The following is a 23,447-nucleotide window of genomic DNA, read 5'->3' as shown; positions in this document are numbered from 1 at the left end:
AGTGGTCTGCAGCTGCGTGACATTCGTGGGTTCATTCTTGGCGGACATCGTGGTTCCTTGGTTACTCGGTTGAGGGGGATTGGGTGCTACCCAACCAATGACTGAACTTTAAAAGCGAGGTCTGTTGCGCCCTATCGGCGTGTGCCGCTAGGCCGTGTAGGAGGATGCCGCATGGCCTTGTCGGCTAGCCTGCGGCAGTCCGGCCTTCGGCCTGAGCGCGTAGTTTCGAAACTTAAAGCGGAACCACGAAGCAGGTCTGCGCAGCCAGGTCGCTCCATGGCAATGCTTCGCCCACGCGCAGCAGCTGGGCGTCCGGTCCATTGGCAACCAGCACGGCATCCGGTGTATTGCGGGTAAAGATGAAGCGCATGCTGCGTTCCCCCCGGCGCAGCGTTAGTTCTGCTTGCGGCCAGTGCGAGGGCAGGCAGGGGGTGAAGCGCAGCGTATCTGCACCCTGTTCCAGGCCAAAGATGGACGCGATGGCTGCACGGTGCATCCAACCCGCCGACCCGGTGTACCAGCTCCAGCCACCACGCCCCACGTAGGGTGGCTGGGTATATACGTCACCGGCCATCACATAGGGTTCGATGCCGTAGGCGGCGTTCTGCGCCGGGTTGCTGGCCCGGTGGGCCGGGTTCAGGTAGGTGAAGTAGCGGTAGGCAGTGTCCCGCTCGGCCACGCTGCTGTTGGGCTGGCCCTGCACAAAGGCCGCCTGCGCCATCATCGCCCAGACCCCCGCATGCGAGTACTGGCCGCCGTTTTCACGCACGCCCGGCGGGTAGGCCTGGATATAACCGGCGCTGGGCACAGCGTGTGCCAGCGGCGGGTCCAGCAGCTTGATAAGCCCGGCCTGCGGGTCTACCAAATGCTGCTCCATGGCCGTCAGCGCAATGCGTTGCAGGGCCACGGGTGCGGCTTGCGACAGCACGGCCCAGGCCTGGGCGATCAGGTCGATCTGGGCCTCGGGATTGAAGTGCGAGCCCAGGGCTTCACCGTTGTCAAAAAACGCGCGTTTGAACCACTGGCCGTCCCAGGCAGAGCCCACCAGCGCAGTTTTCCAGCCTTCGGCGGCCTGTTCCCAGCGCCCCGCGCGGGCGGTGTCGCCGCGGGCGTGGGCTAGCGGCGCAAATTCGGCCACCACCTGGCACAGGAACCAGCCCAGCCACACCGATTCGCCCTGGCCTTCGATGCCGACGCGGTTCATGCCATCGTTCCAGTCGCCGCTGCCCATCAAGGGCAGGCCGTGCGTGCCCACCGCCAGGCTGCGGTCGATGGTGCGCGCCGCATGCTCGTACACCGTGGCGCCGTCCATGCCGGTCTCGGGTGTGTAGTACGCGTCTTCGGCACCCGCGGGAATGGCCGCGCCTTCCAGGAAAGGCACCTGGACCTCCAGCAGCGTTGCATCGCCCGTGCTGCGCAGGTAATGGGCGCAGGCGTGCGGCAGCCACAGCAGGTCGTCTGAAAAGTGCGTGCGCACGCCCGCGCCGGTGGGTGCATGCCACCAGTGCTGCACGTCGCCCTCGGGGAACTGCCGCGCCGCGCACATGGTGATCTGCTCGCGCAGCATGCCGGGTGCGGCCCAGGCCAGTGCCATCGCGTCTTGCAACTGGTCGCGGAAACCCGTGGCCCCACCGGCCTGGTAAAAGCCGGACTTGGCCCACAGGCGGCAGGCCACGGTTTGGTACAGCAGCCAGTGGTTCACCATGGCATCGAACAGCGGGTCGGGTGTGGCCACCACGGTGGCCCCCAGCAGCGCGTACCAATGCGCGCGGGACGACTCCAGGCGCTGGGTGGCGTTGACCGCAGCGGCCTGCAGCACTGTCTCGCGGGCCAGCAGCGGGTTGGCCGCATAGCCCAGCAAAAACACCCGGTCGGCGGTGTCGCCTGCGGCCAGTTGCAGCGTGGTGGACAGGGCGGCGCAGGGGTCCAGCCCGGCACCAGTAACGTGGCCAAAATGGTCGGGCAACACCAGGCGACCGCGCGCATCAAAGCATTCACGGCGGTCACAGGTCCAGTCGTCCACCGCATGCTGGTCGTCGCCGGTCAGGGCCAGGAAGGCCGTGCCTTCGCCAAAACCTGCACTGCGTTCACGTTGGGTACACAGTAGCGCCGTGGTGTCCGTGTGCTGGAACATACCTGTGTGCACGGTGCCGCGGTCGCTGCGGTTGGCCCCCATCAGCCATTCGGCTATACCGATGATGCGCAGTTGCAGGCTGCGGTGGCCCCGGTTGATGATGTGTAGCCGCACGTGCTTCACAGCCGTGTCGGGGGCTACGCACCAGGTGGCGGCTACGTCGATGTCGCCGCGGCGGTGGCGGATGGTGGTGCTGCCCTGGCCGTGCGCCACGTGGTAGACCGCCTGCGGGTCGCTCCAGGCATTGGGGGCAATGCTCCACACCTCCAGCGTCTTGCGGTCTTGCAGCAAAAACCATTCCGAGGGTGTGTCGCCCACCGGATCGTTGGACCAGGTGGTGAGCTGGTTCAGGCGGCTGTTCATGCCCCAGCTGTAGCCACCACCGGCTTCGGTAATGTGCGCGCCAAAGCCCGGGTTCGCCAGCACATTGGTCCACGGCCGCACGGTGCGCAGCGTGGGGCTGATATCGAAGCGGAACTCGCCCTCGGCGGTAAACACCCCGGCAGGAGCCGGTACGGCTGCATAGCGCAAGGGCACCAGAGGTACGGCCAGGGTCGAAACGGTTTGCCGGTTTTCCAGTGCCTCCTCGTGCAGAGCGGTCCAGGCCTGCACGTGGTGCAGCAGCGGACGGCCATCGGCCAGCAGGCGCACACGGGCTTGGGCGTGCAGGGTGCTGAACTCGTCGGCGCTCAGCTCATCGGCCCGCAACAGGTACATGGTGGTGGGCGCGGATTCGCCGCCCCGGTCGGCCGCATGGCGGTCACGCAGGATGCCGATCTCACGGTGCAGCGCCATCAGGTAGGAGGCGGGCTCGGCGTTCACCACCACCAGGTCACACCCCAGGCCGCCCCAGGACCACAGCTTCAGCGACTGGGCCAGGGCACGCAGCAGGCCCAGGCCTTCCATGGCGCTGGCAGATACCAGCAAGATGGGCCGGTCGCCCGAGATGCCAAAGCGCCACAGCAGCCGCCGGTCGCTCACCGGGGCCATGCCGTCGGGTGCAGTGCGCACATTCGGGCGCGACAGGCTCAGCGCCAGGGCGCTGGTCAGGGTCTGGATAGCCACCAGGTTGTCGGGGGCCAAACCCCAGGTGCGCAGGCGGATGCCGGTCAGCGTGGCCGACATCAGCGACGAGCGCTTCACATTGCTGTGCTGCCGGTACTTGTCGATCACGGCCTGCAGGGTGTCGGCGTTGTCGCTGGCTGCCGTGGCAAAGGTCAGGCGGGCCTTGCCATGCGCGGCAATGCGCAGCTTGAAGGCCATGGCGCAGACCGGGTCAAGCCCGGTATCGAGCGCACCCGATGCGGGCGGAGCCGCAAACAGGGCCTGTGGCTGGCTGGCATCGCGGTTGCGGCCCAGCCAGTGTTGCCGGTCGGTCTGGATGCTTACGCCCCGTACCTGCGGGTCGGTATCGACCATGAAATGCGCTGCCTGCAGGGCCTGCTCGGTAGGCAGGCGCGGGGTGCGCTCGAACACCAGCGCCTGGTCTTCCGCTTGCCACTGCGCGCGTACAAACAGGTTGGTGAAGGCTGGGTGGGCTTCGTCGGCCCGCGCATCGGAAAGCGTGACTTCAAAGGCTGACACCAGTTCGATCTCCAATGGCTGGTCGCCCAGGTTGCGTAGCTCTACCTGGCGGAACTCGATGTCGTCCTCGGGGCTGACCCACACCGTGGTGTGGGCTTGCACGCCGGGCCATTCGGCATCGAAACAGACCCGGTCGGCATGGTAGGTGCTGTGGTATTCGGCAGCCGGGTCGGGGGCCGGGTGCTGGGTGATTGACACCAGCGGCTGCTCCGCGCTCCAGCGCAGGTAAAAGAAGCTGCCATAGGCATCGCGCAATGCGTCGTCGCGCCAGCGGGTGATGCCGGTGCTGCCGTGGCGGCTCCAGCCCGCGCCATTGGCCCGCAGCACCACGTGGTAGCGCCCGTTGGACAGCAGGTGCGTGGGCTCCAGCGCGGTGCCGCCGGGCACTACTTCGCGCAGCAGGCCAGGGGCGCGCTGCTGCATCAACTGGGTCGGTGGCCCGGCCGGGGGGGCGTTCAGCAGCGAGACCTCGCGCGGTGCACGTTCGTGCAGCAGCGAGGTTACTGCCTCAATCGAGGGGTTGGCCATGCCCCAGCGCTGGGCCGGGCCGTCCAGCAGGACATTGGCCAGGGCTACCAGGGTCATGCCCTGGTGGTGGGCCATGAAGGTGCTGACGGGGGTGAAGGCTTCGCCATCGGTTTGGCGTGCCGGGGTGAAGTCCAGTGCCTCAATAAAGCCGTAGCGCCCGTGCGCACCCAAATTCTCCAGTGCTACAAAATTCGCAGCTGCTAATGCAGGCGCTACCTGCACTGCAAGCCCGGTAGCATAGGGGGCGATGACCAGCTCGTCGATCGGCGTTCGGCGCAGCGCCAGCCGGGGTACACCCTGTGGCGCGTACTGGTAGGCCAAGGTGTGGTCTTGCCCGGCATAGGCAGATTCTGAAATGCCCCACGGCACCTTGCGTGCCTGGGCATAGGCTATTTGCTCTTGCAGCGCAGCGTGGCAGGCCTCTTGCAGAACGCTGCCGGGGGGCTCGACCAGCACCAGGGTTGGCATCAGGTACTCGAACATCGACCCCGACCACGAGCGCAGGCCCGCGTCGGCCCCGATGGCGTAAAACGGCCGCCCTAGCGATGCCCAGTGGCGCACCGGCACGTCGCCCTTGGCAATGGCCAGCAGGCTGGTCAGGCGCGACTCGGAAGCCAGCAGGTCGTAAAAGCCCGCATCCAGTTGCTGCTCGGCCACCCGGTAGCCAATGTGCAGCAGGTGCCGCTTGCGGTGGTACAGGAAGCGGTAGTCGGCCGCCCAGGCCATGTCTTCCATGCTGTGCGCCAGGGCCAACAAGCGTTCCGCATCGGCCTGGGGATGGTTTTCCAGGTCTTTCTCGGCACTTTGGCGGGTGGCACGGTGGTCGGCCAGCATCCAGCGCAGTTGCTCGCGCTGGGCTGGTGCCAGGCGGTTACGGTTGGCCAGCAGTGGGGCGATGCGGTTGCGGGATGCCAGCAGTGCACGGTGGGCGGCCTGGGTGTCGTAAGGCATCACTGCCATTTCCCGGCAGGCTTGGGCCACGGCCAGCAGGTGCCCGCTGAGGTTGCCACTGTCCACGGTGGACACATACAGCGGCAGCAGCGGCGCGCAGGTTTGCGTGTCATACCAGTTGTAGAAGTGGCCCCGGTGGCGTTGCATGCGGCCCAGCGTGGCCAGGGTGGTCTCCAGCCGCTCCAGCAGGTCTTGCGTGCCGATCCAGCCAAACTGGCGGGCACAGGCCACGCTCAGCAGGTACAGGCCGATGTTGGTAGGAGAGGTGCGGTGCGCCAGCATGTCCACTGGCAGGGTTTGCAGGTTGTCGGGCGGCAGGTAGTTATCTTCAGGGCCAATGCAGCGCTCAAACCAGCGCCAGGTGTCGCGGGCAATGCCGTGCAGCCGCGCCAGGTCGGCGGTGGGTAGGCGGGCATCTTCGCTGCTTGCGCGGGGGCGGCTGGTCCACCAGATCCACACCGGCGACGCGGCCCACAGCAGGCACAGCACGGTGGCCAATGCCGGATGTGCCGTGCCCACGGCCAGTAGCCCGGCCAGCAGCAGCAGGGCTACCACCGGCAGGCTCCAGTGCGCGCGCACCAGCGCTGGCAAATGGGTCCGCGCCTGGGCCTGTGCCGCGGCGGCTGTAGTCCATTGCAGCAGATGCCGGTGGCTGACGAACATGCGGTACAGCGCCCGGGCAATCGCGTCCACCGCCAGCAGCGCGTGCATCAGCAACTGGGCCACGTGCCACAGCCCGCCCCACAGTGTGCGGGCTAGGTCAGACCCGGCCTGGCGGTAGAAGTGGCGCTTGGCCAGGTCGTCGCGGCTGGGCGAAAAACCCGCCACTGCACCCATCAGCGGCCCGGCAGAAAAAGCCGCGGCCACCAGGGCCAGCGCCGCCCAGGGCGACAGTGCCGGGGTGCACAGCGCCAGCAGCAGCAAGAGCAGCGAAGCCGGGGCCACCAGGGAGCGGCGCAGGTTGTCAAACATCTTCCAGACGTTAATGCCCCGCAGCGGGTAGCGCCCGGAGTTCAGCAAAATCGCCAGCAGTTGCCAGTCACCACGCGTCCAGCGGTGCACCCGGGACGCAGCCACGTCGGCGTGGAAGGGGGCGTCTTCGATCACGCTGATGTCGGTTACCGCAGCGCAGCGCGCCAGCGAACCCTCCAGCAGGTCGTGGCTGAGTACCTGGCCTTCAGGGAGTCGGCCCGACAGCACGGCGTGCAGGGCTTGCACATGCAGCAAGCCTTTGCCGGTGAAGCTGCCTTCGCCAAACACGTCCTGGTAGACCTCGGAAGTGGCGGCGCTATAGGGGTCAATGCCGCACTGTCCGGCAAACAGCCAGTGGTAGAGCGTGAAGTCTTTGCGCGCGGGCAGCGGTGTGGCTACGCGCGGCTGCAAGATGCCGTAGCCCTGCACCACGCTGCGCCCGCTGGCATCCAGCTGGGGCTGGTTGTGCGGGTGCGCGGCCACGCCCACCAGTTCGCGCAGGCGGCCGGGTGGCAACTGGGTGTCACTGTCCAGGGTCACGATGTAGGGCGTGTGCGATGCAATGCGCGAGGTGTTGCCCAGGTACATGAAGGCGGCGCTGGAATCGGTCGCCAGGGCTTCTACCAACTGCTCCAGCTTGCCGCGCTTGCGCTCCCAGCCGATCCAGCGCTGTTCGGTGGTGCTGAAGGTGCGCTCGCGGTGCAGCAGGATAAAGCGCGGGGCGGCACCGTTCAGGCTGGGGTAACGTTGGTTGAGTGCGCTGATGGCCTGGGTGGCGGCAGACAGCAGGTCGGCATCGGCAGGGGTGCGTTCGGTATCGGCGTCCACCCAATCGGACAGCAGGCCGAACTGGGCGCAGGGCTCGGGGTTGGCAATGTAGTGCAGATGCAGCCGGTGCACCAGCGCGCGGGCCGATGCCGCGCTGTCCAGCATGGCCGGTATCACCACCAGCACCCGGTGCGCGGGCGGTATGCCGTCCAGCAGGCCCAGGCGCGGCAGGTGCTGCGGCCGCACCGATTCACTGATCAGGCGGTTGATGATGGCCACGATGGCTTCCGATGCCGGGAACAACATCAACGCGGCGGTCAACAGCAGCAAGCCCAGCCCGCCAGCGTGGTGGTGCAGCATCCAAGCCACCAGGCCTACGCTGCCCACGCCCAAAGCGCCCAGGTAGGCCGGCAGGGCGGCGCGGCGGGTGATGGAACGCCACAGCACGGCGGCGTTTTCCTGCAGACCCAAGGATTTGACCAGCACCGGGCGGCCCGCGCCTTCCAGCCAGTAACTCGGTACACCGGTGGCGTTGTCCGCGGTGGGCGTTTGCATCAACCCCAGCAGGGTTTGGGTGACCGAAGCTTCGCTGTGGCCACTGCGTTTGGCTAGGCGCTCGATACCGTGCAGGGTGGCATCGCGGGTGTGGGGGTGTTCGGCTTCAAAAATGGGCGAGGCCAGCATGCGCTGCATCAGCAGGCTGGTGCGTGCCACGATGTCGGGCCAGTCGGCATCGCCAATCGCGCGCAGCGACTTTACGGCGTTGCTCACGCTCAGGTTGTCGGCGGCCTGGTCTACGTTGTGCTGGGTTTGGGCCGCGGCAAAGTCGGGCAGGGCGGCCTGCAGCCAGTCGTTGAAACGGGCATCTGCATTCGTATGGCTGTCCTGCAGGCGCAGCCCCATCTGGGTCAGGAACATCCGCCCTACGCCGCGCGCGTTCAGCAGCGCCAGCAGTTCGTCCAGGTCGGCAATGGTGGTGGTGTCCAGGTGGTCGCAGCACAGGTTGGCCACTTCGCGGGCTGCCTTGTTGGTGGCTACGCGTTCGGCCAGGCGGCGCAGGTTTTCCACCAGCACCACGCGCAAGGTGGTGGGCAGGGCCCACATCTCGGCAAGGTTCAGCTCGCGGGTTTCCTGGTAAGCGCTGAGGAACTGCACCAGCAGCGCCTCGTCAAACGCGCCGTCGGTGTGCGCCACAAAGGCCCAGGCCACACCGTAGACCCGTGGCAGCCCGGCCAGCGGTTCGTCTTGTAGCACCGGCAGGGCGCGGAAGTAGCTGCGGGGCAGCCCGGCGTGGATTTCTTCCAGCTGGGCTTCGATCAGATGGAAGTTGTCCAGCAGCCACTCGGCTGCCGGGCTCACGTCGTAGCCGGTGGCGGCCTGTACACCGATGTAGCGGTGGGCCTCATCCAGTGTGTGGATGTTTTCCCGCAGGCGCGGAAAAAAGCTGGCAGCCCGCAGGCTGGGCCGTTCGGCCCGGTGCGTCTCTCCCAGGCTGCGGCCGTGTTGCGCAAAGCGCTGCAGGCCAAAAATTTCGGACCGTATCGGCGGCTGCACCGGGCCACGCACCCCGTCCAACATCTGGCACAGGGCGGGGGGTGCACTGGGCACCAGGCGCAGCAGCTCGGTCGCCATCGTCAGAGGACCAGCAAAGTGGCACCGATCAGCAAAGCGGCTACGGCCAGGGTGGTAACGATGCGCGATGCGGCAAACCGGTGCAGCGTGCCACCCAGGTAGCGCAGGGTAGACCAGCGCTTGTTGCTGCCTTGGCACAGGCTCAGGTGCTCGCCCAGGGCGGCCAGTTCCATGGGTTGGCTGGCGGTGGCATCACCGTACGAAGAGGTGCTCCAGTTGGGGCCGGTGTACTGGGGGGATGCAATGGAAGCGGTAGCAAAAGCACGCATGAAAATCTCCATCCGCTCGGTGCGGGAAAGGTTGAACACGGAACAACTCGGGGTCCAGTTTGACCAGGGCTGAGTGCCATGGCCATCCGGTGACTTCATGGTAGGAAGGGGGGTGTCTGCTGTCTGTCGGACAGTGCGCCGCTGTGGGTAGGACGGCAGCTACACGTTTTGCGGCTTGTAGGACGATGCTGACGCGCATTACCGACCACCGCCGATAGCCGCTGCCCGTACAGACGGCAATGATGGGACATACCATTTTTTTGCCCGAGGATTTCCATGCCCACCGCTCTACAAACCGTTTCCCATCCGCGCCAGAACCAGTTGCTGGCTTCCTTGTCAGACGCTGACTGGAAGCGCTGGGAGCCTTACCTGGAATGGGTGGACTTGCCCCTGGGCAAGGTGCTGTGCCGCTCGGGTAGCACGCCCGGCTATGTAGTGTTTCCCACCACTGCCATCGTCTCGCTGATGTACCTGGCCGAGGACGGCGCGTCGTCAGAAGTGGCGGTGGTAGGGCTGGACGGCGTGGTCGGCCTGTCGCTATTCATGGGCGGTGATGTGAGCCCACACGAAGCGGTGGTGCAAAGCGCTGGGCAAGGCTACCGGCTGAGCGCGCACCGCGTGAATGCCGAGGCCGAGTCGGGTGGCCCGGTGATGCGCATGCTGCTGCGCTACACCCAGGCATTGATCGCCCAGGTGACGCAAACGGCGGCCTACATCCGCCACCACTCCATCGACCAGCAGTTTTGCCGCCGTCTATTGCAGGGGCTGGACCGGTTGCCCAGCAACAAAATGGCCATGACCCAAGAGCTGGCCGCCAACCTGCTGGGGGTGCGCCGCGAAGGGGTCACTGCGGCCGCCCGCAAGCTGCAACTGGCGGGCGTGATTGCCTACCGGCGCGGCCACATCGAGGTGCTGAACCGCCATCGGCTGGAGCAGGGTGCCTGCGAGTTCGATGCGTCCAGCAAGGCCCGCGCGCGTTCGTTGATGACGATGGCCGCCTAGGCTGTTCGGGTTTACTTGACTGCGTCTTGCCGCTTGCGTTCGCTGGTGGCATCGGGCGAGCCGTCTACCAGCGCCCGGTAGTGGGCTTCGCTGGCCTGCATAGCCGCGGCCATGACCTTGGATTCGCTGATGTCGGCCAGCACCAGGTGCTGATGCGGCGCGCCAGATTCGTCTTTGGCGGCACTGGTGGTCATCTGCACCCAGCACGCGGCGCCGTCGTGCGGTGCTATTTCCAGTTCGCAGTTTTGCGGCGCACGGGTGTCCAGCAATTGGCTGCGCAGGCGGTAATACGTATCCTGGTGGTCTCTGCCAATGAAGCGACTGATGCGCTGCCCAATCAGCGCACTGCGCGCCATGCCCAAGAGCGCTGCGGCGGCCAGATTGGCCTCTACGACCAGCCCGCTTTCGTCCACCGTGCAATAGCCCACCGGGGCCAGGTCGTACAGGTCAAAGTAGCGGGCCCGGGCGGTTTCCAGCAGTGCCTGGGTGCGGTGCAATTCATCGTTTTGCATTTCCAGCTCGATCTGGTGCACTTGCAGTTCGTGCATCGCGCGCTACATGCTGGCCAGCGTCAATGTGTCGGCAGGGCGGGTGGTCAGCGATGCCTTGTCGCGCATGATGGCTTCGGCCTGTTGGCGCAGGGCTTGCGCGGTGCTGCTATTGTGTTTATCCATGGCGAGCCTTGACAGGGGTATGGTGTGGAAGGGTTTGGATACGTTCGGTGGTGGCTATAGCGTAGACCAGTCCGTGCGCGTCCAGTAGCTCGGTAGATAATATCGATCAGTGTGCCGTCTTTGGCCAGCCGTTGGGTGGCGCTGGGCTCTAGCGTGTGGGCCGATAGCCCCGGCAAGACCGGTGCACCGGGCGGCAGGCGCTTGCGCACGTTCATTTGCAGGGCCTCGGCCTCGGTCCAGCCGTACATGCGTTCGGCACCGGGGTTCCAGGCCAGGATGCGGCCGTCCAGATCTTGCACGGTGATGGCATCGAAGGCATCGCGCACCACCACCGCCAGGCGCAGTAGTTCGTTGGCCTTGCGCAGGGCAACGCGGGTGCGCACCATCTCGGTGATCTCCACAAAGGTGAGCACCACGCCCTCGATCACGTTGTCCAGCGTGCGGTAGGGCAGGATGCGCATGGTGTAGTGGCGGTGCTCCAGCGTTTCGACATCGGCCTCGATTGGCTGCAGGTCTCGCAGAACTGCCTGCACATCGGCTACCAGCCGGTCGTAGCCCAGCAGGTTGGATGCGATATGGCCCACCGGGCGGCCCACGTCGCTCAAAATCAGGTTGATGATCAGCGTAGCCGCCGGGGTAAAGCGCAGGATGCGCAGGCCGTGGTCTACAAAAATGGTGCCAATGCCGGTGTTCGCCAGCAGGTTGTTCATGTCGTTGTTGGCGCGGGACAGGTCGGCCACCTTGGTTTGCAGCTCGGTATTGACGGTGGCCAGCTCTTCGTTGATGGACTGCAGCTCCTCCTTCGAGGTTTCCAGCTCTTCGTTGGTGGACTGCAGCTCTCCGTTCACCGATTGCATTTCTTCGTTCGACGACTTGAGTTCTTCGTTGGAGGTTTCCAGTTCCTCGTTGGCCGCGTGCAGGTACTCTTCTTTGGCCTGCAGTTCTTCGGTCAGCTCGGCGATGTGGGCCTGGGTGTCGCCGCTGGCGGCCAGCGCGGGCCGCGCATCGGCGGGTATATCTTGCACCTTGGCCAACTCCAGCACCACCAGGTACAGCGGTGATTCCAGCGCCGATGCCGTGCCGGTGGCGGCGGGGCAGACCGCCAGGTTCACCAAGCTGAAATGGCCGTTGGTTTTGACCCGCAGATTCAGCGCCTGCACCCGCTGGTGGGTCACCGCCGCCTTGTGCAGGGCAATGGTCAGCTCGCGGCGCAGGCCTTCGCGGGCCATCTTCACAATGTTGTTGATACCGGCCTCGCCCGCCGCAGGCTCCAGAAACATGCCGGTGCGGCCATGCAGGTACAAGATATCGCCCTGGCCGTTGACCAGCGCACCCGCCGGGGCCATGTGGTGCAGCAGGGTTTGCTCGGTCAGGCTGCGCAACGACAGCTTCTGTGGCTGCACCTTGTCGGCAATCGGCGGCAGCGCCACGTGTTTCATCGTCAGCGGCGGCAAAAACCGGCCCAGCGCGGCACGCTGCGCGCCCTGGAAGTCTTCCTTGCGCTGGTAGGCCTTGGATTTGCGGTCTACCACGGCAAACACGTCAGACAGCTCGCCCACGGTTTCCGAGCTGCCCAAAAACAGCATGCCGCCGGGCAGCAGTGCGTAGTGGAACAGCGAGATCACCTTTTTCTGCAGCTCCGCGCCCATGTAGATCAGCAGGTTGCGGCAGCTCACCAGGTCGAGCTTGGAAAACGACGGGTCTTTGACCAGGTCGTGCTCCGAGAACACCATCATGTCGCGGATGCTTTTGTGCACCCGGTAGGCGCTGCCACCGGGCTCGGCGGTAAAAAAGCGGGCCAGCCGCTCGGGCGTGATGTCGTCGGCAATGCTGGCCGGGTACAGCCCGGCGCGGGCGGTGGCGATGGCGCGGCTGTCGATGTCGGTGGCAAACACCTGCACCTTGTAGCTGAGCTTGAGTACATCCAGCCGCTCTTACAGCAGGATGGCCAGCGAATAGGACTCTTCGCCGGTGGAGCAGCCCGCCGACCAGGCGCGCACCACTGCCCCAGCAGGTTTGTTGGCGAACAGCTTGGGAATCACCTCGGCCTCCAGCAGCGCAAAGGCTTCGGGGTCGCGGAAGAAGTTGGTTACGCCGATCAGCAGGTCGTGGAACAGTGCGTCCACCTCGGTGGGGGCTTGCTGCAGGTACTTGACATAGCCGTCCAGCGCGTCGATCTGGTGCACCGCCATGCGCCGCTCGATACGCCGGTGGATGGTGTTGGGCTTGTACCGCGAAAAGTCGTGGCCCGTGTGGCTGCGCAGCAGCAGGAAGATTTGTTTCAGGGCGTTTTCTGCCTGCGGCGCGCCGATGGTGGTACGGGGCGGGTGGCCAAAGGCATGGGCGGCGTAGGCCACCAGCTGCGCGGGCATTTCGGCCGGGGGCAGTTCAAAGTCGACCAGGCCAGTGGCCAGGGTGCTGCGCGGCATGCCGTCAAATTCGGCCGAACCGGGGTGTTGCACCATCACCATGCCGCCTTCGCCCTTGATGGCGCGCACGCCCAGCGTGCCGTCGCTGCCGGTGCCCGACAGCACGATGCCAATGGCCCGCTCGCGCAGGTCTTGCGCCAGGGAGCGGAACAGATGGTCGATGGGCAGCCGGTGGCCGCGCGGCGCGGTGGGTTCCTGCAGGTACAGCGCTCCGTTCAAAAACGCCATATCGCAGTTCGGCGGGATGATGTAGACGCAGTTGATCTGCACCACCATGCCGTCTTGCACCTCCAGCACCGGCATGCGGGTGTGGCGCTGCACCAGCGCAGTCAGCAAGCTGCTGTGGTCGGGGGCCAGGTGCTGCACCAGCACAAAGGCCATGCCGGGGTCGGTATCGGCGGGCATGCCCAAAAAGAAGGCTTCAAACGCCGCCAGTCCACCGGCCGATGCACCAATGCCGACGATGGGGAAACTGGGCTCGATAAGAGGGATATCCACCACCGTTGGCGTGGTAGCCGCGGGGGCTGGGGGCTTTTTGCCTGGGGTGCCATGGGGTTCTCCGGTTACGAAGAAGGGTCATGCGGGCACTTCAGCGGCTTAAAGTGTAGTCGCTGTGTAATAGAAAGTACAAAACTCCTAAAAATATAGCTACTTGCGTAGGTTCTATATGCGCTAGAGGCCGATTTGATACTTGAATTTGCACTATTCCAAGTCGAACCTAATCGCGCGGCCACGGGTGGTGGCCTTGCGCGAGCAGTTTTATCCCTTGGACCGTTGGACCATAGCGTGCATATCCATGTCGGGCGAGAACAGTTGGAAGTTGTTGCGCCCGCTTTTCTTGGCGTGGTACATGGCGGTATCGGCGTTGTGCAGCAGGGTTTCCACGTCGTTGCCGTCGTCTGGGTAGATGCTCAGGCCGATGCTGGCCGACACCTGCAGCGTGTGGCTGCCCACCTGGTAGGGCTGGGCGGTGGTTTCGATCAGCATGGCGGCGGTGTGGGTGGCATGTTGCACGGTGTCCACCTCGGTCAGCAGCAGCACAAATTCGTCGCCACCCTGGCGGCAAACCGTATCCGACTGGCGCACGCTGCCGCTCAAGCGCCGGGCCACCGCCTGCAGTAGTTCGTCGCCCACGGAGTGGCCCAGCGAGTCGTTGATGTGCTTGAAGTTGTCTAGGTCCAGGTAGAGCAACACGATTTTTTGGTCGTGGCGCTGTGCCAGGGCCATAGCCTGGGCCAGCCGGTCGGTGAGCAAAGCGCGGTTGGGCAGGCCGGTCAGGATGTCGTGCTGGGCCATGTAGGACATTTGTGCGGCCGAATTTTCAGCCGCTTCCTTCATGGTTTGCGCCTGCACGGTGGCCACCACCAGGCGCTCGTTGGCCTCGCGCAGCTGGGCTGCGTTCTGCAGCTCTTGGGCTTCTTTGGCGCGGGCCGCATCTTCTTGCAACAGCACGGCCTTTTCGCGCTGCTCCACCAGGGCTTCACGGGTGTCGACGGCGGCTTCGCGCTGGCCCAGGGCGTGGGCCTGTTGTTCCAAAGTGGGGGGCTGGTCTGGCCCGGTGGCGGCATGCTTTTGTTCCAGAAACGGTGCGGGGGGGGTCATACAGTGCCCCGCAGTGTGCAAGCCGCCGCCGGCTTAGCCATGGGGCGTGTGCGTCTCGTAGGGCGAAGCGGAATCCACCCATACCGAAGCCAGCAGGCGTTCGGTCAAAGGCTCGCCAATCAGGCTGGCCAGTTGCTCGGTAAAGGTCACCAGCAAGGCACAGCCTGCCTGGGCCGCCTCTTGCGCATCACGGCGGGCAAAACGGACCTGCAGGCGGGCTAGCGGGTCGCCTGCGCTGTCCGGTGGATCGGTTTGCGCCAGCCAGGGGAAGTTTTTGGCGGTCAAATGCAGCGCTCGGTCCAGCAGCACGCTGGTGCCGCGTGCGCCTATCACCGGCTCCAGCTGGGCCGCCATGAACTGCCAGGTGCGCGTGACCGCGTCCACCACCGCGTCGGCATCGGGTGCTTGCCCTGCGTGCTGTACCAGTGTTCCCTGGATCGACTCGCTCACGGTGGAGTGGGCTGAAAAGGGCATAAACATCTCCAGCGCTGCAATAGCGCAAGGTGAAAAACGCAGGCCCTGCCGTGCGCATGCAGCGTGCTGCGGGGGAGGGGACAAAGCCACGGTAAGTGCAGCCCTTGTCTGAGTTTGCCGATGGCGGTGCAGTTTGTATGTGCGGTGGACCACATAGGGCGAAAGCAATATCTGTGCATCCCGCAGCGGTTTCTACGAAAAACTCAGTTTTGATAGCGACTAGCGTAGGCGGTATATGCGCTAGAGGCCGATTTGGCTTGTATTTTTGGTACTGGCCGTTACGCGGTAGTGGTGGGCCTATTTGCCCAAAAACGCCAGCAGATCGTGCGTCAGGCGCTCTTTGTGGGTGGCAAACAGGCCGTGCGGTGCACCTTCGTACTCCAGCAGGGTGGACATACCCACCTCTTGCGCCGTGGGCCGGGCGGAGCTTTCGATGGGTACGGTGCGGTCTTCGGTGCCGTGGATGACCAGCGTGGGTACCTTGAAGGCGGCCAGGTCGGGGCGAAAGTCGGTGCTGCTGAAAGACTTCAGGCATTCCAGCGTGGCGCGCAGGCTGGCCTGCAGGGCGGTGTTGCCGGCCCAGGCCAGCAGCTCGTTGCTGACCGGCTGGCTCAGCAGGCCCACGCCAAAGAAATCGTTGAAGAAGTCGGTAAAAAAGGCGGCCCGGTCTTCGCGCAGCGCCTCGGCGATGGACGTAAACCCGGCCTGTGGCGCACCTTCGGGGTTGTCGGCCGTTTGCAGTCGAAACGGCAGCACGGACGAGACCAGGGCCGCCTGCACCACGCCCTTGCCGCCGTGGCGCGACATGTAGCGCGCCACCTCACCGCCGCCCATCGAGAAGCCGACCAGGGTGGTGTTGGCTGCGCCGGCGTAGTCAACCACTGCGGCCAGGTCGTCGGCCAGGGTGTCGTAGTCGTAGCCGCTCCAGGGCTGGCCTGACCGGCCAAAGCCGCGCCGGTCGTAGGCAATGGCGCGGTAGCCCGCCTCGGCCATCGCCATGGCCTGGTCGTCCCAGCTGTCGGCCGACAGCGGCCAACCGTGCAGCAGGATGACCGGGCGGCCCGTGCCCCAGTCTTTGACGTACAGCGGGGTGTTGTCCTGGGTGGTGATGGTGGGCATGCTTACTTCCTAAAAATTAAGTATCAAATCGGCTTCTAGCGCATATTCCGCCTTTGCTGGTAGCTATCAATATAGGAATTTCAGGCCGGAACCGTCGCCAGCCCATGGCGGTCCCAGTGGCGGTGCTGGGCGATGGCCTGCAGGAACGCGGGCGCAAAGCCGGGCGGCAACACGCCTGCCGTAGCAAGTACCACGCCGGGTTGCGGCTGGGCCACGCCGGGGTCGGTCGGCATGGTGATGCCCAGGCTGGCCAGCAGCCCGGCCCCGGAGCCCGAGGCGGCGATGGGCTTGCAGTGTTTGTAGGCCTCCAGCACAAAGTGCACCGCGTCGCCATTGGCCATCAGCGCGGCGGCGTGCACACCCAGGCAGGGCAGGTAGACGGCATCGAACACCACAGACGGTGTGGTCACCAGCGTGCAGTCCACCGCCAGGTGGTCACCATCGGCCACCTCCACCGTGCCCAGCGCGGCGGAGATGATTTTGCTGCTGGCACCGGCGGCCGCCAGGGCTTGCTGCACGGCGGCCACCGCAGTGGCATCCACGCCGTTGCACACCAGAATGGCGACCTGGCGGGTGGCCACGCTGCCGGGGCCGGTGGGCAGCATGCTGAGGGCAGGCGAGGCCACCACGTCCACCGGGTGCGGCGCGTGCCGAAAGCCGGGCCACTGGGTGGCGGCCTGCGCATCGGGTGCACCAATGCCCAGTGGCGCGGCCACGCGGGCGGCCAGCTCGGCATCCACATGGGCCAGGTTGTCCACCATGCGCTGGCGGATGGCGGGCGTGCCCAGTTTGGACAGCTCGAACTGGAAGGCGGCCACCAGGTGGTCTTGCTCGGCCGGGCTCTGGCTGATCCAGAACATGCGGGCCTGCGAGAAGTGGTCGTCAAAGCTGGGGCTGCGCTGGCGCAGCTTGGGCGATTCCAGCAGCTCGGGCACGCTGGTGAAGCCCTGGCCGGGCCCTTGCTTGCCATCGGCACGGAACTCCACCCCCGCGGCCAGGGTATTCGGCTCGTAGGCCGCCCGCCCGGTGTTGACCTGCTGGCGGTGCATGCCGTCGCGCTGGAAGTTGTGCATCGGGCACTTGGGCTGGTTGATCGGCAGCGCGTGGAAGTTGGCCCCGCCCAGGCGCGAGAGCTGGGTGTCGGTGTACGAAAACAGCCGCCCCTGCAGCAGCGGGTCGTTCGAGAAGTCGATGCCCGGCACCAGGTGGCCGGGATGGAAGGCGACCTGTTCGGTTTCGGCGAAGTAGTTGTCGGGGTTGCGGTTCAGCACCATGCGGCCAATGCGGCGCACCGGCACCAGCTCTTCGGGCAGCAGCTTGGTGGGGTCCAGCAGGTCGAAGCTGAAACGGAACTCGTCTTCTTCGGGCACCACCTGCACGCCCAGTTCCCATTCGGGGAAGTGCCCGGCCTCGATGGCTTCCCACAGGTCGCGGCGGTGGAAGTCGGCATCCTTGCCGGCCAGCTTTTGCGCCTCGTCCCAGGCCAGGGCGTGCACGCCCAGTGTGGGCTTCCAGTGGAACTTCACAAAGCTGGCTACGCCTGCCGCATTCACCAATTTGAAGGTGTGCACGCCAAAGCCCTCCATCATGCGCAGGCTGCGCGGAATGGCGCGGTCGGACATGACCCACATCAGCATGTGGGTGGACTCGGGCATCAGCGTCACAAAATCCCAGAAGGTGTCGTGCGCGCTGGCGGCCTGGGGGATCTCGTTGTGCGGTTCGGGTTTGACGGCGTGGATGAGGTCGGGGAACTTGATCGCGTCCTGGATGAAGAACACCGGGATGTTGTTGCCCACCAGGTCGTAGTTGCCTTCGGCCGTGTAGAACTTGACGGCAAAGCCGCGTGCATCGCGCGCCGTATCCGCCGAGCCGCGCGACCCGGCCACGGTGGAGAAGCGGGCGAACACCGGGGTCTGCATACCGGGGGTGGACAAAAAGCCCGCCTTGGTCAGCTCGGCCATGTCCTCATACACCTCGAAGAAGCCGTGCGCGCCCGCGCCTCGGGCATGGACCGCGCGCTCGGGGATGCGCTCGTGGTCGAAGTGGGTGATCTTCTCGCGCAGGATGAAGTCTTCCAGCAGCGTGGGGCCTCGGCCACCGGCTTTCAGGGAGTTGTGGTTGTCGGGGAAGGCCAGGCCTTGGTTGGTGGTCAGGGGCTGGGCGTGTGCCACGGGTGCCGTCGTGGCCACCTTGCCGGGTGGCGGCGCGCCTTCGGCGGTGAAGTTAACTTTGTCTTGGGCGAGTTGCTTTTTGGCAGTGGTGTCAGATTTTTTTGCCATGGGAAATCCTTGTTCGGGGGGCTTACTTCTTCAGCTTTTGGTAGGCGCGGTGGGCCTCGGGGCCGCGGTCGGTGTCCTGCTGGCCCTGGGTTACATCGCGGTAGGCCTGCTGCACTTTTTTGCTGGGGGCTCCGTCCGTCATACCGACCGACTGGTCGTGCTCATGCGGCAGTTTGGGCGTGGCGGAGCTGAGGATGTTGGGCTTGCGCCGGGCCGGGGTAGCGGTGTTGACCGAGCGCACGGCGGTAGTGGTTCGTTTGGGCATGGTGGCTGCCTCGCTGGGGTTGCAATGCCGCCACCTTAGGCCGCAGCGTGCAGTCTGTCCGTGCGGTAGAGCACATAGGTGTTTTAGAAAGAAAATTGGCATCTAGCGCATATTCCACCTACGCCAGGCGCTATTGATTTAGGAATTTTGTCTGCACTGCAGATTTATTTGCTTACGTGTGCCAACGCACAGACCGGGCCGGTGGGCGCTTTTACCGTGGGGGCTGTTTTCACCCACCCCCATGGAGATCCCATGCAGCCCTTCGCCATGCCTTCGCCTATGCCGTTTGCACCCTATTTCGCGTCCCGCGACTGCCGTGCGCCGGTGGCGCTGGGGGTGGACATGCAGTTCATCGCCTTGCTGGATGCTTACCGGCCCAGTGGCGGGTTGGCGCGGACGCAGGAGACGCTGGAGCTGTTCATGCGGCGCGGCGGGCCGGACCTGGCGACGGTGGCGCGCTGGATGGCGGGGCGGGAGGTGCTGTGCCTGGACTGGCATGCGCAAAGCTGGATGCCGGTGTTCCAGTTTGACCTGGTGGACATGGTGCCGCTGCCGCAACTGGCCCTGGTGCTGGCCGAGCTGAATCCGGTGTACCCCCCCTGGGCGCTGGCTGCCTGGTTTGCCCAGCCCAACCCCTGGCTGGAAGGCGAGCGCCCGGCCGATGTGCTGGTGTCGGACGCGGCCGATGTGCTGAATGCGGCGCGGGCAGACCGGTTTGTGGCCCAGGGCTAGCGGCAGCGGCAGGTGTAGGAGAGCACCCACACGCAGAGCCGGTTGTGACCGATGGCGTGGGGGCGGCCTGGCCGCGAAGATGGATGCGTTGCCCATCAGGAGAGACCTATGCACATCAAACCCCAAACCAAACCCGAACTCAGCCATATCTGCGGCTTGATTGAGTCCATCCATGTGGCCATGCTGACCACCTTTGACCACCACGGTGCGCTGGTCAGCCAGCCCATGGTGCCGCTGGAGATGGATGCCCAGGGCGCGCTGTGGTTCTTCACCGATCTGCGCTCTGAAAAAATGGAGCATCTGCAGGTGGTCAACCTCAGTTTTAGCGATACCGAGCGGGCGACCTATGTGTCGATTTCCGGCCGTGGCGAGATCCATGACGACCGCGAAGAACTGGAACGGCTGTGGACCCCCATGGCCCGGCCCTGGTTTCCCGACGGCGTGGAGTCCACCCACCTGGGGCTGTTGAAAATTGTGCCGCACGAAGCCGAGTACTGGGACGTGCCGCACGGTCGCATGGTGCGGATGGTGGCCATGGCCGCATCGGCCGTGGTGGGCCGCCCGGTGGCGCTGGGTACGCATGAAACGCTGACCGATTTGTCTTAGCCTGGCCCGTTACCATGCCCCTATGAATACAACTGTGATACGAAGCGGCCGCAAATGGCGCGTGGGGCTGGTGGCGGTGCTGCTGTGCGCCGCAGGTGGGGTGGCTGTAGGTGAATGGCTGGGTTGGCCGTTTCTGGCGGCCCCGCTGCAAAACTTTCTTTCTGACAAGCTGGACCGCAAAGTGCGCTTTGCCGACGACGGCCAGCCCGCTACCGGCTTTACGGTGCGCTTTGTCGGTGGCATCCGCCTGGAAACCAAGCTGCTGGAGATTGCCGCGCCGGCCTGGAGCACCACGCCCCACATGCTGCGGGCCGAAGATGTGGCGCTGGAGCTGCGCTATACCGACCTGTGGCGCGCTTACCAGGGCGAGCCTGTGCGCATCCAGAGCCTGGTAGCCCGCACGCTAGATGGCAACATTGAGCGTATGGCCGATGGCCGGGCCTCTTGGCAGTTTGGTGCCAGCCCTGCGCCCGCCACCCAGCCCGACACACCCACCCGCCTGCCGCAATTTGGCACGCTGCAGGTCACCGATGGCCTGGTGCACTATGTGGACGCACCACTGTCGGCCAATATGGATGCCACTTTGTCGCTGGTGCCGGGCACCGTGTCGGCCGATGGACGGCCTGCCAGCGTGGTCAAGATTGAAGCCAACGGCCACTACCGCAAGCTGCCGCTGAAGATCCTGCTGGCCTCGTCGGCCGTGTTGCCGTCAGAGGGCAGCAACCCTTCGGTGTTGCCGGTGGCGGTGGCCATTAACGCCACCGTGGGCCGCGCGCACCTGGATTTCAAAGGCACGGCCCCCGATGCGCTGCAGCCACAAAATTTTAGTGGCCGTTTCAGCCTCAAAGGTCCGTCGCTGGCCGCAGTGGGCGACCCGCTAGGGGTGACGCTGCCGACCACGGCGGCGTTCAGAACCGATGGCACGCTGGCCAAAACCGGCAGTAGCTGGAAGGTGGTGGTCAACGATGCCACCGTGGGTGCCAGCCGCCTGAATGGCGCGTTCAGCTACGAGTCGGCGGGCAAAGTGCCCGTGCTGTCGGGCAAGCTGGGCGGTAGCCGCCTGCTGCTGGCCGACCTGGGGCCAGTGGTGGGTACCACTTCGACCGAAACGGCCGATGCGGCGGTACCCGTGGCCAACCACGCCAAGGCCAAGGGCCGGGTGCTGCCAGACCGTCCGTTCGACCTGGCCGCCCTGCGCGCCATGGATGCCAACGTGCTGGTGAATATCGCTGAGGTCAACCTGAACACCAGCTACCTGGAACCCTTGCAGCCCTTGTCGGTGCACCTGCAACTGGTGGGCGGGGTGCTGAGCCTGCGCGACCTGGTCGCCCGTACGGCCCAGGGCCAGTTGCGCGGCGATCTGGCGCTGGACGGCCGGGCCGAGACGGCGCTGTGGACAGCCGACCTGCGCTGGGATGCGGTGCGGCTGGAGCGTTGGCTCAAAATCACCCGCGCCGATGGGGCGCCGCCTTATGTGTCGGGCCAGCTGTTTGGCGAGGCCAAGCTGGCGGGGCAGGGCCGGTCGACGGCCGAGATTTTGGCTAGCCTGCAAGGCACGGCACGCACCACCTTGCGTAACGGCACCGTGTCGCACCTGGGCGTAGAGCTGGCCGGGCTGGACATTGCCGAGGGCCTGGGCATGCTGGTCAAGGGCGACGATGCCCTGCCGGTGCAGTGCGCGGTGGCCGACCTGGTGGCCAAAGACGGTAACTTCCGCCCCAAGGTGATGGTGGTGGACACCGCCGATTCGGCGGTGTGGATAGACGGTTCGTTGTCGCTGGCCACCGAGGCCCTGGACCTGCGCGCCGTGGTGGCGCCCAAAGACTTCAGCCCGCTGAGTGTGCGCACGCCGATCAAGGTACAGGGCACCTTCAGCAAGCCCGAGGTGTCGCTGGAGAAAGCCCCGTTGGCCAAAAAGGCCGCGGCTTCGCTGCTGCTGGCCCTGGTGAACCCGCTGGCGGCGGTGATTCCGTGGGTGGATCTGGGCGATGCCGACGCGGCCAAGCGCGGCGCGGCTGGGTGTGCTGCACTGACGCAGCGCTCAGCAGGCAAGAAATAAATAGTGTTTTAGGCATCTAGCGCATATGAAGTATGCGCTAGTAGCTATTAAATAAATAGCTAAATCAGCGGACGCAAAGCGGGCTTGCCGTCGCCGTAGAGGTCGGCCAGGCGCGCCAGGGCTTTCACATCCCGCATCACCAAACGCCCGTCTTGCATGCAGTGCAGGCCCCGGCGTTCCAGCTTGCGCAGGGTTTTGTTGGTGTGCACCAGCGACAGGCCCAGGCCATCGGCAATGTGCTGCTGGGTCAGCGGAAACGGCACGCCAGACTTGCCACCATCGGGCTGCAGGGCCGCGGCGCGCTTGAATAAGATGATCAGCAGCATGGCGATGCGCTCCTCGGCGCTGCGCCGCCCGACCGACAGCAGGGTGTCGTCCACCATAGACTCCTCGTGCGCGGTCAGCCAGGTGATGTTGAAGCCCATGCTGGGCGACTGGCGGTGCAGCTCCCACAGGGCATCGCGCTGGAACACACACAGCTGCGCTTCGGTGAGGGTCTGCACGCCGTGGGCCGAGGCATCGCCCATTTTTTGCTGCACGCCAATGAAGTCGCCCGCCAGCAGAAACGTCAAAATTTGCCGCCGCCCATCGCTCAGGGTTTTGTAGCGAAAGGCCCAGCCGGAACGCAGGGTGTACAGCGGGGCATCGGTCTGGCCCTCGTGGATCAGGGTTTCGCCCGCGCGCAAATGGACCTCGCGGCGCTTGAGCGACTGCACCAAGGCCAGCTCTTCGCCGGTTTGCGCAATAAACAAAGGCAGCGGCCGCAGGGGGCAAGCGCTGCACCGAACTTCATCCATGGGGGGCCTTCGTGGGAGGGAGTTCTGGAGGTAAAATCAACATGTCTTTTGACACTTTGTCTAGGAACTAACGCCCATACAGTGCAGCGTTACATTTATTCGACGCTTTTATGCACGTATCTTATCCACCGAATCCCCTGCCCGGTGAGGCTTATCGGGTGGCGCTTGAAGATTGGGACCTTCTGTTTGAGGCGGTGATGACGCGTCTGCGTGACACCGTGGTGCGCGATGCCAATGGCCATGCTTTGTCTCCCATGTTGCAAGAGTGTTTGGACACGTTGGAGCAATTGCGCGAGTTGCATCCCTCAGTGCTGGGTTATGTGCGCTAGCGCACGGTAAACCGCTGGGCCAAGCCCTAGATTGACGGCATGCAGCATTTGCTGCTGTCCATCCAAACCAAGGGGATTTCCATGAGCATTACCACCATCATCCTGATCGTTTTAATTTTGATGCTGATCGGCGTGCTGCCGACCTGGTCGCACAGCAGTAACTGGGGCTATGGCCCTACCGGCGGCCTTGGGCTGGTGGTGGTCATCGTCATCGTGCTGCTGTTGATGGGTAGGATCTAGCA

Annotated in this window: 16 protein-coding genes and 1 pseudogene; 6 read left to right on the top strand and 11 right to left on the bottom strand. The window is 65.1% G+C overall.

The genetic code is table 11. From position 1 onward, the window contains the following. Positions 1-232: 232 nt before the first annotated feature. A complete protein-coding gene (locus tag Q0T48_RS20950) occupies positions 233-8,569 on the bottom strand; it encodes a glucoamylase family protein (RefSeq protein WP_295960705.1) in 8,337 nt (2,778 codons plus the stop codon). Positions 8,570-8,571: 2 nt separating this feature from the next. Beyond that, positions 8,572-8,838 (bottom strand): hypothetical protein, encoded by a 267-nt coding sequence (locus Q0T48_RS20945; protein WP_295960702.1) that lies wholly within the window; start codon positions 8,836-8,838, stop codon positions 8,572-8,574. A 276-nt stretch (positions 8,839-9,114) separates the two neighbouring features. Between Q0T48_RS20945 and Q0T48_RS20940 the strand changes: the two genes are divergently transcribed. Continuing rightward, positions 9,115-9,840 carry a Crp/Fnr family transcriptional regulator gene (locus Q0T48_RS20940; protein WP_295960700.1) on the top strand — a complete coding sequence of 242 codons (726 nt, stop codon included), beginning with the start codon at positions 9,115-9,117 and terminating at the stop codon, positions 9,838-9,840. Positions 9,841-9,851: 11 nt separating this feature from the next. On the opposite strand, the gene Q0T48_RS20935 is transcribed toward Q0T48_RS20940, so the two are convergent. The 8 genes and pseudogenes from Q0T48_RS20935 to Q0T48_RS20900 all read right to left on the bottom strand — a co-directional run bounded on the left by Q0T48_RS20935 (position 9,852) and on the right by Q0T48_RS20900 (position 18,682). Continuing rightward, a complete protein-coding gene (locus Q0T48_RS20935; RefSeq protein ID WP_295960698.1) occupies positions 9,852-10,388 on the bottom strand; it encodes a PAS domain S-box protein in 537 nt (178 codons plus the stop codon). Between the two features lie 47 nt (positions 10,389-10,435). Next, entirely contained in the window at positions 10,436-10,900 is a 465-nt protein-coding gene (locus tag Q0T48_RS20930; protein WP_295960814.1) for a PAS domain S-box protein, read from the bottom strand. Between the two features lie 63 nt (positions 10,901-10,963). Beyond that, positions 10,964-13,348 (bottom strand): annotated as a pseudogene (locus Q0T48_RS20925) (CheR family methyltransferase); the annotation flags it as partial. 354 nt (positions 13,349-13,702) lie between these two features. Next, on the bottom strand, positions 13,703-14,545 hold the full coding sequence (locus tag Q0T48_RS20920) for a GGDEF domain-containing protein (RefSeq protein ID WP_295960696.1): 843 nt from the start codon (positions 14,543-14,545) through the stop codon (positions 13,703-13,705). Between the two features lie 33 nt (positions 14,546-14,578). Beyond that, positions 14,579-15,019 carry a hypothetical protein gene (locus tag Q0T48_RS20915; protein ID WP_295960694.1) on the bottom strand — a complete coding sequence of 147 codons (441 nt, stop codon included), beginning with the start codon at positions 15,017-15,019 and terminating at the stop codon, positions 14,579-14,581. A 297-nt stretch (positions 15,020-15,316) separates the two neighbouring features. Beyond that, on the bottom strand, positions 15,317-16,138 hold the full coding sequence (locus Q0T48_RS20910) for an alpha/beta hydrolase (protein WP_295960692.1): 822 nt from the start codon (positions 16,136-16,138) through the stop codon (positions 15,317-15,319). Positions 16,139-16,218: 80 nt separating this feature from the next. Then, entirely contained in the window at positions 16,219-18,417 is a 2,199-nt protein-coding gene (locus Q0T48_RS20905; protein WP_295960689.1) for a catalase, read from the bottom strand. A gap of 22 nt (positions 18,418-18,439) precedes the next feature. Beyond that, the gene (locus Q0T48_RS20900) at positions 18,440-18,682 is read right to left on the bottom strand and encodes a hypothetical protein (protein WP_295960686.1); all 243 of its coding nucleotides are present in this window, start codon (positions 18,680-18,682) and stop codon (positions 18,440-18,442) included. A gap of 252 nt (positions 18,683-18,934) precedes the next feature. On the opposite strand from Q0T48_RS20900, the gene Q0T48_RS20895 reads away from it, so the two are divergent. The 3 genes from Q0T48_RS20895 (at position 18,935) to Q0T48_RS20885 (ending at position 22,079) form a co-directional block, all read left to right on the top strand. Next, positions 18,935-19,414 carry an antitoxin Xre/MbcA/ParS toxin-binding domain-containing protein gene (locus Q0T48_RS20895; RefSeq protein WP_295960683.1) on the top strand — a complete coding sequence of 160 codons (480 nt, stop codon included), beginning with the start codon at positions 18,935-18,937 and terminating at the stop codon, positions 19,412-19,414. 108 nt (positions 19,415-19,522) lie between these two features. Then, entirely contained in the window at positions 19,523-20,020 is a 498-nt protein-coding gene (locus Q0T48_RS20890; protein ID WP_295960681.1) for a pyridoxamine 5'-phosphate oxidase family protein, read from the top strand. Between the two features lie 22 nt (positions 20,021-20,042). Beyond that, positions 20,043-22,079, top strand: a complete 2,037-nt coding sequence (locus Q0T48_RS20885) for an AsmA family protein (protein ID WP_295960678.1) — start codon at positions 20,043-20,045, stop codon at positions 22,077-22,079. A 59-nt stretch (positions 22,080-22,138) separates the two neighbouring features. Here Q0T48_RS20885 and Q0T48_RS20880 read toward each other — a convergent pair whose 3' ends face one another. Then, positions 22,139-22,876, bottom strand: coding sequence for a Crp/Fnr family transcriptional regulator (locus tag Q0T48_RS20880; RefSeq protein ID WP_295960676.1), 738 nt, complete (start codon positions 22,874-22,876; stop codon positions 22,139-22,141). A 110-nt stretch (positions 22,877-22,986) separates the two neighbouring features. Between Q0T48_RS20880 and Q0T48_RS20875 the strand changes: the two genes are divergently transcribed. Together Q0T48_RS20875 and Q0T48_RS20870 are read left to right on the top strand one after the other, a co-directional pair. Next, positions 22,987-23,205, top strand: a complete 219-nt coding sequence (locus tag Q0T48_RS20875) for a hypothetical protein (RefSeq protein ID WP_295960674.1) — start codon at positions 22,987-22,989, stop codon at positions 23,203-23,205. 81 nt (positions 23,206-23,286) lie between these two features. Then, positions 23,287-23,445 carry a DUF3309 family protein gene (locus Q0T48_RS20870; protein WP_295960671.1) on the top strand — a complete coding sequence of 53 codons (159 nt, stop codon included), beginning with the start codon at positions 23,287-23,289 and terminating at the stop codon, positions 23,443-23,445. Positions 23,446-23,447: the final 2 nt, after the last annotated feature.

Origin of the sequence: Rhodoferax sp. (assembly GCF_025354435.1) — a bacterium.
In the GTDB taxonomy this organism is placed as follows: domain Bacteria; phylum Pseudomonadota; class Gammaproteobacteria; order Burkholderiales; family Burkholderiaceae_C; genus Rhodoferax_B.
This window is presented reverse-complemented; position numbering and strand designations above follow the sequence as displayed.